Raw genomic sequence first — 14,382 nt, forward strand, 5'->3', positions numbered from 1 at the left:
ATCAATGTTCCCGATTTTTTGGCAGGCTGGCTGCTTTATCTGCATCATACCACCAACTATCAATCCCTATCGCATATGTAGGCTCAATCGCTGGTTTCCCAAATTTGTTCCAATATGCATAATAAGTTTTACTGTTATACCACATTGGGATCATAGGATATTCTTGGGTTAAAATACGATCGAGCGCTCTGCCCAAAGGAATTAATGTTTTCTCATCATCGATGTTTTCGTTAATTGCATCAATAAGGTTATCAATTGCTTGATTATGTAACCCCGAACCATTCCAGGATGAATTGAGATATTGGCTACCCCAATAAACTGATAAATTAGAGTTAGGATAATTCATTGCATAATAAACTTGCGGCATCATATCATAATCACGCTTACGCAAACGGCGTAAATGCTGTGACGAATCTAACAAACTAATTTTCATGGTAATCCCTAAACGGGCTAAATTTTGCTGAAAAGGAATTGCATATTTAACATCATCACCCACATAAGCGGTGAGTTCAAATTCAAATGGCTGGTTGTTCTTTTCATTAATTAGTTTGCCTTCTTTTATTACCCAGCCGGCCTGTTTTAGTAGCTCCGCTGCTTTTAACAAATTATCACGGTTAAAACCTTGTCCATCACTTTTTGCAACAAAATAGGCATCATCAAAAGCTTGCTCCGGAATGATATCTTTATACGGCATTAACCATGTCAATTCTTGCTCTGTTGGTTTACCAATTGCGGCATAAATGGTGTTTTCAAAAAAACTATAAGGGCGTTTATAGCTGTCATAATAAAAAGCATGATTTAGCCATTCAAAATCAAAAGCTAATGTTATTGCCTGCCGAACTCTAATATCTTTAAACAGATCTTTTTGCAAGTTAAATGCCAGCCATTTGGTATTGGTAGCCGTGGTAACCGGGCGTTCTTGCTTGATAATATTTTTAGCATCAAAGTGTTGCCCTTGATATTGAGTAAACCAATTTTTAGGCTCTGACTCTTCACGTATATCATATTCACCAGCTTTAAAAGCTTCTAAGGCAATACTATTATCCATATAGTATTCAATACGTTTTTCATCAAAATTATTTAACCCTTTATTAATTGGCAAATCTTTTGCCCAATAATCAGGATTAAGTTTATAAACAACATATTGCCCGAGTTTATAATCACTTATATAGTATGGACCACTGGCTAATGGCGGAGTACTCAATGGCTCAGAAAAGTCATGATCTTGCCAAAAGTGTTTAGGAATAACTTTCATCGAACCGGCGAACGACAACAATTTAGTACGGTCTTTTTCCGGTAATTCAATGCGCACAAGATAAGTGTCAATTGCTTGCACAGTTACCCCTTCATAAAAAACCCGATAGGACGGCACACCTTCAGTCATAAATTTATGAAAGGTGAATTCAACATCTCGCGCAGTTATTGGCCGACCGTCTTGAAAGCGAGCGTTAGGGTTAATTGTCACTTCAGCCCAGCGGTAACTATCTGAATAGGTAATAGAGGTGGCAATTAAAGGATAAAAACTTTGAATATCATCTGAAGAGTTAGTAAAAAGCGTATCGTATAGCGCTCCCGAATTTCGCTCAGGCGCTCCACGGCTTGCAAAGCGGTTAAGATTATCAAATGAACCTATTTCAGCAAACTTAATTACTCCACCTTTGGGCGCATTAGGATTAACATAATCTAGGTGTTCAAAATTATCAGGGTATTTAGGCTCACCAGAAAGTGAAAAAATCGTTTTGTGATAAATTATTTCACTGGGTTGGCTTATATCAGTCGCATCAATCTGATCATCTTGTGTTAATGGCTCCACTGAATCAACTTCCGTTTGTGTTTCATTTGAAATCGTATCGGGTTTAGTGTCTGCATAAATTGGCACAGAACATATGACTAATCCACTCAGGCAACATGAGATAAGTGTTGTTTTTATATTTTGTTTAATTTGCCCAATCATCCTAATTTAGTTCCTACTTGAATTAACAAAAGATTGTGTATCTCATTAACGGGTTATCAAACTACCCCAACCACTTAATAAGAGCATAATACTTGTTTGTTAAGCTCACTATTTTGCCAAACTTCAAACCAATGAGCAAAACCTAATTAATCACCACGAAAGTAAAAATTATTATAACACTAATCATATCGTTATTGATTTGGTCTTTAATCATTTTCAATTAAACAATCTCATTTCGTCAATAAAATCTTGCCAAGAACTTTCAGAAAATATATACGTTTTAGTATAAAACAGATCGCCATATTACTAATAACATCGATTCAAAACGCCATAAAACAACGTTTTATTTATTGACTCATCATTATTTTTATACCTTTGATAAAAATTTATGACTAAATCAGATCAATTGACTAAAGGCTTATGAGCTTAAAAATGACTTTTCGCTATCAAAGCGAACTTTTAGACTATAAAACTCATCTTAAACAGTCAATGTCTGAATTTAACATACCCCATTACTTTTATTTATTTATTTTCATCGCATTTGTTAAATTAGTGTATAGAAATTGAAAATTTGATTAAAAATGGTCTTTTTTATATACTACTTAGATAATCACTACTGATTAAAAAGTGTTGGAAAGAATTTAATAAAATTAAAAAATTTTAGTTACTCGTAAGAGTAAGGAAATAGAAACCACCGAATGGCAATTACCCACATGATGTAATTGCCTATCGATAAGATTAATAAAAATAAGCGTTATTATTTCCTGCCATGATTAGGTTTAACCATTGATACCACTAATATTATATCAATGCCTCCAAATCACCTCAATTTTATTAGCTATCTAGTTAACAACACGCTAAAGGAATAATCGATAATAATTCATAACTCATAGTAACTTGAGTTAAAAAAAGGAATTTGTAGGAGAACACATGGCTAGTGGTTTAAATAAGATCATCAATCAAGTTGGTGAGCACTTAATTAATGGACTATCGGATGCGGTTACACAAAATCGCTATACTCTCACCATAGAAGAACTTAATTCACCGATCTCTATATTAAAGGTAAAAAGCGAAGAACAATTAAATCAACCATGGCGCTATACGATTACATTTACCAGTGCTGATAAAACACTATCGAATGAAACTTTTTTGAACAAGAATGCCTCATTCTCATTTAATCCTGCGACTAACAATACGATTAATTCGACAATTCAATCTCTGATCGATTTAACCTACGGTAACGATAGCAACCAACGCAAAATTTTTGGCATTATCACCGAGTTTAACCAATTATCGTTCAATAAAGATGAAGCTCACTATCAAGTTGTATTATCACCAAGATTAGCCAAACTAGCCTTAAATCACAATTACGCAATATTCCAAAATCAAAGTATTGTTAGTGTTGTCGAGGAAGTTCTTAGAAATCATGGGTTACGAGGCATAGATTACCGGTTAGAACTTAAAGAACAATACCCAGTAAGGGAGTTTATTACCCAATGGCAAGAAAGTGATCTTGAATTTATCCAAAGGCTAATGGCTGATGTAGGTATTTGGTTTCGTTTTGAAACGCATGCCGAACACGACTGTGATGTACTAATCATTAGCGATGATGAACAAGGCTATGAAAAAGTAGCCGATATTGAATACCAACGACCAAGTGGAACTCAAGATAGCATGCAAGAAAGCGTATGGGATATAAGCATGCACAGTAAAATTGTTGAATCTTCGGTGAATGTGCAAGATTACAACTACCGTAAAGCTAAAAACAATTTACAAGGTGAAAGTAATACCCAACTGAAAGACACGACCACTTATGGGACAGATTATCGCTATGGTGAGCATTATAACGATCTCAATACAAATCAATTAGATGATGGTGAAGAAATCAGTGAGGATGACAAAACTGAAAGTGGTAACTGGTATGCAAGTATTCGCCACCAACATGCAATCAGTCAACAAATTATTATCCACGGAAAAACAAACTGTTATCACTTAGTACCCGGGCAACTGATTTGTATTAACAATAATCCGCTAACAAACATTGATGAAGGTATCTTAATTACCAGCGTGACAGGTAGCGGCTCTCGCAGTGATGCCTATGAACAAAGCTTTACAGCTATTCCATATAATATTTCTAAACCTTATCGCCCAACACCACTTGATTGGCCACAAGTCGCCGGAACGCTACCGGCGCGGGTAACCAGCCCGGATAACGATACTTATGGATATATCGATACCCAAGGGCGTTACCGAGTAAAATTCAATTTTGACCTTAAAAAATGGCGAAATGGTAAAGAAAGTTTATGGGTTAGACTGGCAAAACCTTATGCGGGAAACACTTATGGTTTCCACTTTCCACTTATTGACGGTACAGAAGTGGCCATTGCCTTTATGAACAGCGATCCGGATAGACCATATATCGCAAACGTCATGCATAACAGTACTCATCATGACCATGTGACTACAATCAATAAACATCGCAATGTCATTCGCACCCCAACCAATAATAAATTACGCATGGATGACAAACGGGGGCAAGAACATATCAAACTTGCCACCGAATATGGCAAGACCCAACTCAATTTGGGGCATTTAGTGGATCAGCAAAAACAACAGCGAGGAGAAGGCTTTGAACTTCGAACTGATGAATGGGGAGCAATTGCTGCCAATCGAGGATTGTATCTCACTACACAAACCGAACCCAAAGCGCAAGGTAAACAGCTTGATATGCAAGGGGCAATTACCGAATTAGAAAATGCTTTATCGATTGCTAAAGCACTACAGAACGTAGCAGCTAGTTCACAAGCACACACAGCCGACATCGCCAGCCAAACGCAGCTCAATGCCAATCTAACACAACTAAGTCTAAGTGGCATGTTAGCTTATGCACAGGAAGGTATTGCTTTAACCAGCCCAGAAAATATTCAACTCACTACTGCCCATAGCCTAACCACCACATCGGCAAATCAAACTGATATTACTGCTTTAAAAAATATAACCCTTTCCACCCCTGAAGCTATTAGCCTTTTGGCACAAAAATCGGGGATGAAAGTATTTGCTAATCAAGGTGATATAGATGTACAAGCCCAAACCGACCAAATAGCGATAGCGGCAAAACAAGATATTCAAATTGATAGTGTTAACAGTCATGTCGATATTTCTGCAGCAAAAGAGATCAAGCTTATTTGCGGTGGTTCGTATATCAAAATAAGTGAAGCAGGTATTGAGTTAGGCACCCAAGATAATATCTATCTTAAATGTAATGCGATGCAAAAAATGTCACCAGCGACTGAAACCAAAACAATTCAATTAAAATCAAGTGATTTAGATGTTAAACGCTGTTCCGAAATGGATTAAATATGCTTACAGAATTAAATAAAAGAGCCAGTTTCAACAAATATCGCTATCTTTTAGTTGATAATTTAGTCGTTCTAAATTCGGTCAGTCCATTATCACATAAAGGGTTGCAGAGTTTATACGGTGAAGAAAAATCATTTGGCGAAAGAAAACTTACAACGGTTTTGCGCACGGATTTAGATTATGATCCAAGTGTATGTCCGACACTGGTTATGCTTGCTGAACCTTATCAATTTTTAGAACAGGCAATAATTGACAAAATTACGATGCAAGCTACAGTCGAATGTTTTTGGTCTAAACGTTATATCTGTGCATTTATCGTCACTGACCTTAAACCATCAATACTGGCAAAACAGATTATTAATATTGGTAATAACATCGCTAAAATATTGCGACAACGTTATTATCCCTTCTTTGAGCCTTTTCGAATGCAATTTTTACATGAATCCGGTTCAGATCAAGATAACGCATGGCTAAAAGCCCAATTTTCACAAATTGAAAACTATTACTATCCTTCAATTCACAACGGCGAATTTATTCGCTATACAAACGACGACAAACCAATAATAGAAAAAGAATGGAACACTCAATACTGTGAGCGTTTAAAAAAAATAAGGGTCATTCGCACCCTTGTTAATGCATGGGCAAATAACCGCACACAATTTGAAGAACAAAAAAATGTGCCACTTGAAAAGCAGGTAATCATACAAGCAACACAACTGATTGAGCAAGCTGACAAATTAGGCTTAACCGATGTTGCCGATATTCTGTTTTGGGGGTTGAATGGATTACGCTACCAGCATGTATTTACAACACATCCACAAGTTCTTGAACAAATCCCTAAAGCACAACAGTCACCCGGTACATTGTCTAAACATGTCATTGACGCCAATATTAACCTTGAAATCTAAATCCACCCATTAACAGAATAATGGAAAAAGAAAGAATTAAAGAGTATAAGATGAAAAGAACAGAAAACATCGCTATAGAAAATAAAAATGAAGCCAGTGGTAATTGCCTTGCGTGTGGTCGTACAGGAATACCGGTATTTTTGCTGCGTCAAGCAGTAATAAAAATGAAAGAGCATAAAACGCTCAAGGCGAATGTTGATTATCAAGATTTGGCGAATTATGCAAAAAAATTAAATTTTAAATCCCGTATGCCAAATGAAGAATTGCAAGATTATGGTTATATTTTACGGACTTTACGAAACGGTTACATCTATGTTATGCAACAACAAGGTGAAGATATAAATAGTCGAATAATGCATACTTATGAATGTATTGAAGGGGCGTTAAGATTAAAAAACAACCATGAACTTGCTCATACCGAGCCAAGACCGATATCAAAGGCCTGTAAAAACGCCTGTCACACTATTCCGGCAGCATTTATCAATCTACAACAACACTATACTCAAGCATGGGTGGCGTACTGTTCGCAACCGTGGAGTAAAACCGTGATTGAAAATTATTTAAAAGAGCAAGATAATCAAGTATTATCCCGTTTTACACGAATTGATATAACTAACCTAGCGCACTCACCGTCAGAAGCAACTGGTAACCGCGCCGTCCCGTTTACAGATATTTTTGGGCAGGTAAATAATACCGAAACGCCCAGCAAAGTATTAGAATTTCGCTTTGATGATAATAAATTACCTTTTTTTGAATCGGCTCATCCCTTTAATAGTTTTAAACAGCAAAAACAGCAATTTGCAAGGCATACTAGCCAGTTATATAAAGGATCGAAGCCAATATCGTGTGGAGTCGTTTTAGAAGACACGTTTGGCATTGCCGAAGAACTTAACACGCAGCGAATTGTTCATCTGAATATATTTAATGAACAACCACTGACTGACAATGAAATCAATTTAGCAGAAGAAACAATAAACGGTTTTGAAGATGTTGATAGGCTGAATAAAATTTATGAACAACGTGCGAAAAACATGTTCAAAACCATTAATCCTGAGTTACAGCGAAAATTTAACTATTATAAACCGGTGATGTTAAAAAAACGCATGATATTGCAATTAATAGAACAATATCGATCTTCTATCGTATCCGTTTATGATCAAGAAATAGCAAGAGCATTGGAAAGCATTGAAAATTTAAAAAATTCGGGTGATGACAAAGAAGGTTATAATGGAATTCCACAATCGACAAGAATGCATTATAAAATAGGTCATTTGAGTTCAGAAAAGAAAGAAAAGCTTAAGGATTTTGATGATTTCATCAATCAAAAAGAAATTGACGACTTCAAAGATGAATTAGAAGTAGCGTATACAGAAGTAGTGAATTACCACAAAGAGTGGTCGATAGACTACTTTACGTATGCACGTTGGTTATTCGGCAAGGACGGCTTTACCTCAAAATTTAGTAAAAAACAACCGCGCAGCCTCAACACCAACCATTTTTGGCAACGTGAATTTGATTTTAGCACTCAAGAAACGCAACTAGTTTATTTATCGCAAGTAACAAATATGTTACTCGATACCACCCATTCTGAAATAAAATTGGATGAAGATAGCGCATTATGGGACGAATTACTCAGTAACCCCGAAAGTATTTACTATATCAGTGAATACGATAACCCTAAAGGAATCGATCATGATAAAGAAATTTATGTTGATCTGACGGATAATAGCCTGTTAAAACCTCGTGAACTTATTCAACATCTGACTAAAATTGTTTCGGTTATTAATAATGTTATTGAAGGAAAGCTTGATAACAATTTAGAAAATAAAATAAAAGTATTACATGAAAATAAGCAGCAAGCAGAGGTTGAAATCAAGCAAAACCAACAAAAAATAGCCGATCTGGAAAAGCAAAAGCAAAACATTCCAGACAGCGATTCTATAACACGTGAACGGCTTAGAAAACAAAAACAAGGTTATAAAATCCAAATTCAGCAACTAAATAAAGAACTTAAAGCCATTGAACAACAATTATCTAACATTACCCAAACCTCTGATGCGGCAGCTTCACTTGAAAGCAAACCGCTAGCGAGTACAGCACTTAAAAAACAGGCAATTCTGGCAAAAGATACCTTACGTTTCCCAATTAAAACTAAGTGGATGCGATTAAACGCATTTGATCAACTTGCCAAACTTGGGGCAATAGCGGTTGAAATTAATGTCGAGGTTAAACCCAAAAATATTACTAAAATTCAAAATTTATTTACACAAATGCATCGGTCTTTTTTTAACAGGGGAATTTATCACCCACACGAACTTGCCTTTCTTGAAAATTTTGATATCGATGAAAAGCCAGTCAAAAACGGGTCGGGCAAAGTACAAAAGGTCAAATTTACTTTATGTTTTCCTGACGTACAAACTAAAATTTTGTTTGTTAACTTTATAAATAGTATCAACGGCAAATTGAGTCCTTATAATTTAAAAAAATTTATGGAACAAGCCTATAAAGATTATTTCAAATTAATATATCAGAAAAAAATACATCTTGAGAGCTTAGAACATGCCAATCGAGGCAAAGCAACTACTACTCAAATATTGAACGAAACCAGTGACAAAAACACAAATCTAGCCAGAAATAAAATCGATGAAAAAATTGGAAAAATGCATGATATTGTAGTGCTCAATGAGAATTTGAAAACAAAGATTGATCAACAAATTAAGATAGATCCTGCTGAAAATCAAATTAAAAAAGGGAAAATTACCTTTAATGCTAATCTTAATGTTGCAGGGGTATTAGGATGTATTAATTTAATGAATATTAACGATATCATTAAAGACTGGAATAAAGTTAAAGAAGGTGATGGTGACCAAATAACCAAAAGAAAACTATCAATGGAATTGTTATCGTTAGGACTGATTACTGTTGATATCACCAGCCAATATAAAAATGTGAAACTGAATATGCAACTAAAAGATGCGCTTAATGTAGGTAAAAATGTGAATCTGCTTAATGCAAAAATCAACCTAAATAGTATGATATCTAACACGGTCAATAAAGTATTTGGGGTAATATCTGTAATCGAGGCTAGTGGAGAGTTGATTAGTGCATTAGAGATGATGAATATGGAAGATAAAAGTTACATGGCTCTTCGTGTTATGGGTTCGCTTATGTCAGGAGTTGGTTCTTTAATACTTTTATTTGCAGGGGGGTGGATACTTATACTTGTTGGTGTCATTATGGTGATTGCAGGGGCAATTATGATTATGTTTAGTAAAAAATACGATAATTTAACCCCTATTCAACACTGGTTAAACCGCTGCTGTTTTGGCAACCAAAAGGAGTTTGATTTTTTGGGCTATAACGCTTATAAAGAAGACGATTATAGTGACCACGGAGGTTTTGGATTAGCATTAAATGATTATGCGATAGCAACTTATAATATTCAAACCTTTTTACATAACAAAATATTGAATATTAATGCACCAATCGAACAAGGTCAAACTTCTACTAATATAAATCAAAATCATATCTATTTTTATTTAAATATTCCTCAATTTGCAAGCTTTAACGAAAAGGAAAACTTAACTGTTTATATTAGGTTTTTTATCAATAATTTTGGTAAACAAACTGATTATATAGATGTAAAATATCAAGCTAGCTTAGATAATGGGGTTAAATTAAATAATGTGAATGACCCTTTAGGTGTAAATGGAAACAAAATAATATTAGATAAAAAACAATTTTTTGAACTATATGCTAATTCTGCATTAGAAAATAAGCGCAGAAGTTATTCACAAGGTCAAATGTATATCTCAGAACCATATGAATTTGTATTTATTAAAACATTACCTGATGGCACCAAAAATGTGCTAACTAAAATCACAAACACTGATATAAAACATATTGCTTACGAAAAACCAAGCGATCTAGACATGGATGGACTAACCATTGACATATGGTCAGCAGGAAGTAAGTCTGGGTATAGCATTCATAAATACCAAATAATTATTCAATACAATAATCGTGAAGAAATACCCTTAATTATTACTAAAAAAGGGAAATTTTGAGAAAACCATTAAAGCAAGGAGAATATAATGGCTTCAAAATATCGCCCACAAATACCCGGTTGTATTGGCGATTTAAATAAAGGTCCCACTTACATAACGGGGGCCGATAATCGACTTCTTTATGCTAATGATAATTATTGTGCTTTTATTAGGAAACCGAAATCAGAACAGATTGTTTATATATTCGTTTTTTTATTAGCAACTATTTGTTTGATTCCAACAATTGTTTTATCGATATTTTTAGTCTTTGTATTCAATATTTCACATGATTTGAAAATTGAAATTTTGGGCATATTTTGTTTTTTGTGTTGTTGCTTGGGGTTCTATGCTGTTTTACCTGAATTATACCAAAACTTATTTACTCGTCGTGGTGCACCAATCATTTTTAACCGTAAAACAAATAAAGTATATATTAATGAAAGTTATTTTTTTAATCTTAAATTTTTAAAAAACCCACTTACCTATATACACCCAAATAAAAAACGTATTAAAGAATATGATTGGGCGAATTTACACGGGGTAGTGGTGCATAACTTTTCCCGATATTCACGCAATAGCACCATTTTAATGGTATGCAAACCCAATACCAATAAAACCATTGATCATATTATGTTAGATCCGCTACGCAATGGCATTGGTAGTTATCTGGTCTGGGGTTGGGTCAATAATTTTATGTGTGCGAACGATTTAATCAGCTTAAACGACGGTAAATACAAATGGGAACAAGAAACCCAATTCAAAAAAGATATTATTAAAGGACAAGGTTGGCCTGAATGGATGATTGAAGCGTTTAATGCTACAACGCTAGATGAGTTGGCCGAAATCAAACAAAAGCACCATGTTAATGCGTGATAACAAGCTAGGATATAAAACAAATAAAAGAAGGAATCAGAAGTTAACATGCCATCAAAATACCAACCCCAAATCCTTGGCTGGATAGGCGATTTAGATAAAGGCGGTAATTATTTAACAGGAGCCGATCAACGTTTATTGTATGCCAATGATAACTACTGTGCTTTTAGAAGACAGGTATTGTCTGATAAAATTTTTTATATATTTATCTATACAATAGCAGTAATTTTGGGAATTGTAATAATAATCCTATGTTTAGACTTGATTATTCATTTCAATTCAGATACAGATACAGATACAGATACAGATACAGAACAAAACATATTGAATTTAGGAATATTTATTTTTTTGCAACTTGGTTTGCACTGTATATCGTTATTCCATTATTATACCAAACGATATTTACTCACAAAGGAAGCCCCATTATTTTCAACCGTAAAACCGGTAAAGTGTATGTCAATGAAAGTTATTTTTTCAATTTTAAGGTATTACGCAATCCATTAACTTTTTTACACCCCAATAAAAAGCGTATTAAAGAATACGATTGGGCGGATTTACACGGGGTGGTTGTGCATAACTTTTCCCGATATTCCCTCAACTCCACCATTTTAATGGTTTGCAAACCTAATACCCATAAAACCATTGACCATATTATGTTAGATCCGATACGCAATGGCATTGGTAGTTATCAGGTCTGGGGTTGGGTCAATAATTTTATGTGTGCGAACGATTTAATCAGCTTTAATGACGGCAAATATAAATGGGAACAAGAAACCCAATTCAAAAAAGAGATTATTAAAGGACAAGGTTGGCCTGAATGGATGGTTGAAGCATTCAATGCTACAACGCTAGATGAGTTAGCCGAAATCAAACGAAAATATAATATTCATGAATAATTACAAAATTACATATCATCATTCAATAATACAGAACAGCAAGACAGTAAGCCAAAGTATGAACAAAGAAACTAGCAACTATTATCAAATTATCATCGGCAAAATAACCGAATTGGAAGTTATCGACACCAATTTAAACCTGTTTGGCAAAGGCACGCTTGCCAATTTGCCAATACTAGGACAATTAGCATTCGGTAACACCACCGAAGCCACCAGCCAGATCGGTATGGCTACAGGTCAAGAAGAAGCCGTTGACTATCTTAATAGCGTGCAATACTTTCGCTGTAAAATTGGTCATTTAACGGTGCAAGGTATTTTTTGTCGGGCTTTTTTTCGCAATGGAGATCAAGTTGAAGTGGTGGTAGAACCGCTAGAAGACGGTAGCTATTATGCCTACGCCTTACGTCGACCGATTGATCATCGCCTATGGTTATATCCATGGGCTATGAAAGGGACTAAAGCTAGTAGTAAAAAAGCTTTTAAAGGAGCTGGAATTTTTACATTATGTATGTTTATTGGTAGTTTGATTCTCTATTTATGTTTAACACAGATATTATGGATTATTGCTATTTTTATTGGGACTTCTTTAATATTCCATGGGTTAATTTTTCTTTTTTTATTTTGGTTGTATAAAAACATACTAGGTGGTGGCTCTAAAGAAGCTGATAAAATCTTTGCTACCCTTGGCTATCCAGAACCAAAAAACGTGGATATGGAAGAAGAATATATGGAGATGTTCTTTAATAATAAATCAATGAACGAACCCGACTTTTATATCGATGTTACCACCGACGAATTTAACCGAAAAGATCCTGCCGGAGTAAAATGGGTTGCCTTCTACCGTGAAGCGCCAACAATTCCCGATTATATCACCGTGATCCATACCGAAATAGAAAAAAATAAACCCACACCTGCAATAGGTAATACCACAGAATGGAGGTAAAATAAGTTTTGCGCGCTGAGAACTTTTGACTAAGTAGAATTTAAAAGATGATTAAATCTTAAATTGATGAGGCAAGGGAAACTTAACTATATCAATAAAATCCTTTAAAATATAACAACAAAAAACCATAAAACATAATTGTATACCTAAAACAAAATATGACTCATAAATTAAGCATTTTTATCTTGCCAAGTTGAAAAGCTAAAAATTGATTTTGAAATTTTAACGTTGTAAAAATTTGAGTGGAGGGCGGTGTCCATTTGAAAAGTTGCAGACTTTTACGTTACCCCCATAAAATAAAATTTTATAAAAAGCGTTCACTAAATAAAAAATAGCTGTACAGAGATAATTATTATTTACCAGTATTCTATGTCTCTTACTGTGGTTACCTTTTTATTTGAGCCTTGATTTTTTCTAATTGTGGTGGATTTAATCCAGTCTCCATATTCATTATAATCATAAAAATATGTTTCTGAGCCAACTATTTTTTTATTACCCATTACTATTGTTAGTATCATCTTTTCTATCTGTTTTTTTTCATTGTACAAATAGTCTGTTATATTGATTATCCTCAATTCATTGGAGTTATAGAGTAGGGATTCACTCTTTATAGGTAAATCATTTTCCCAGTACATACTTACTTTATTTATTATCTTTCCAACTTTTGTAAGAGATTGAATCAATTTTTTATCTTGATAATTATTTATTGTTTTATATTTTGAGTCATTTTTAAAAATTTGATGATCATTATCGCCTGTATATTCTATAATTTGGTTGTTATGATTTCTTATAAAATTCCCATCAGTTATGTTTACTCTAAATAAATGATTGTAAAGTTTAAATTTGTTTTTCTCATAATCGTATTCAAAAGAAATTCCAAATACATCACTGTTTATATAATTACCATTAGCTGATAGGATATCTCCTGACTTAGTATACTTAAACACTTGTATGCTATCTAATTTTCCATCGACTTCGGTTTTTATTGTTTGTTGTTTCATATAATGTGAAACAGGAGCAAACATAGGGGGAGATGATTCAAATGCTTTAAATCGATCGAAAGGCTGATGAGATGAATCGCAACCCGTAAGAAATAAAAATAATAAAAAATAACAATAATTTTTCACTTGGCCCTCCTCATAAACAATAAGAAAATAGCATATAAGATTGAATATTAAGATGCAAATTAACAATAAAACCCGTTACTATTTTATATTTAACAATAAAATTTGAGTCACTAACTTATTTTTTCAGCTTTGGAAAGTCAATCTTCATTACTATTTTTTTGACGGTTCTTTTGCTCTTTTATGGATGTACTTTTTTATTTAATAACCAAGGGATTAGCCAAATTATTGTCTAAGCTAAAGGGCTGTTTAAGTCTATATTGTGTATATATTAATAT

9 protein-coding genes are annotated in these 14,382 nt (G+C 34.1%); 7 read left to right on the forward strand and 2 right to left on the reverse strand.

The annotated features are described in order from the left end of the window. Nucleotide 1: 1 nt before the first annotated feature. Complete coding sequence (locus tag GYM74_RS10270) at nt 2-1,954, reverse strand: extracellular solute-binding protein (RefSeq protein ID WP_220218121.1); 1,953 nt, start codon at nt 1,952-1,954, stop codon at nt 2-4. Between the two features lie 930 nt (nt 1,955-2,884). Here GYM74_RS10270 and GYM74_RS10275 point away from each other — a divergent pair. The 7 genes from GYM74_RS10275 to GYM74_RS10305 are packed head-to-tail and all read left to right on the forward strand — an operon-like array spanning nt 2,885 to nt 12,980. Beyond that, nucleotides 2,885-5,311, forward strand: coding sequence for a type VI secretion system Vgr family protein (locus GYM74_RS10275; RefSeq protein WP_220218122.1), 2,427 nt, complete (start codon nt 2,885-2,887; stop codon nt 5,309-5,311). 2 nt (nt 5,312-5,313) lie between these two features. Further along, entirely contained in the window at nt 5,314-6,222 is a 909-nt protein-coding gene (locus GYM74_RS10280; RefSeq protein WP_220218123.1) for a hypothetical protein, read from the forward strand. A 50-nt stretch (nt 6,223-6,272) separates the two neighbouring features. Continuing rightward, nucleotides 6,273-10,289, forward strand: coding sequence for a toxin VasX (locus GYM74_RS10285; protein ID WP_370633992.1), 4,017 nt, complete (start codon nt 6,273-6,275; stop codon nt 10,287-10,289). 27 nt (nt 10,290-10,316) lie between these two features. Next, a complete protein-coding gene (locus GYM74_RS10290) occupies nt 10,317-11,141 on the forward strand; it encodes a DUF6708 domain-containing protein (protein WP_220218125.1) in 825 nt (274 codons plus the stop codon). A gap of 48 nt (nt 11,142-11,189) precedes the next feature. Continuing rightward, nucleotides 11,190-11,645 carry a hypothetical protein gene (locus GYM74_RS10295; protein WP_220218126.1) on the forward strand — a complete coding sequence of 152 codons (456 nt, stop codon included), beginning with the start codon at nt 11,190-11,192 and terminating at the stop codon, nt 11,643-11,645. Further along, entirely contained in the window at nt 11,540-12,037 is a 498-nt protein-coding gene (locus GYM74_RS10300; protein ID WP_370634069.1) for a DUF6708 domain-containing protein, read from the forward strand. Before GYM74_RS10295 ends, GYM74_RS10300 begins: the two co-directional genes overlap by 106 nt. Nucleotides 12,038-12,095: 58 nt before the next feature. Beyond that, nucleotides 12,096-12,980, forward strand: a complete 885-nt coding sequence (locus tag GYM74_RS10305; protein ID WP_220218128.1) for a putative type VI secretion system effector — start codon at nt 12,096-12,098, stop codon at nt 12,978-12,980. A 356-nt stretch (nt 12,981-13,336) separates the two neighbouring features. Here GYM74_RS10305 and GYM74_RS10310 read toward each other — a convergent pair whose 3' ends face one another. Next, on the reverse strand, nt 13,337-14,107 hold the full coding sequence (locus tag GYM74_RS10310; RefSeq protein ID WP_220218129.1) for a hypothetical protein: 771 nt from the start codon (nt 14,105-14,107) through the stop codon (nt 13,337-13,339). Between the last annotated feature and the right edge of the window lie 275 nt (nt 14,108-14,382).

Origin of the sequence: Gilliamella sp. ESL0405 (assembly GCF_019469205.1) — a bacterium.
Taxonomy (GTDB): domain Bacteria; phylum Pseudomonadota; class Gammaproteobacteria; order Enterobacterales; family Orbaceae; genus Gilliamella.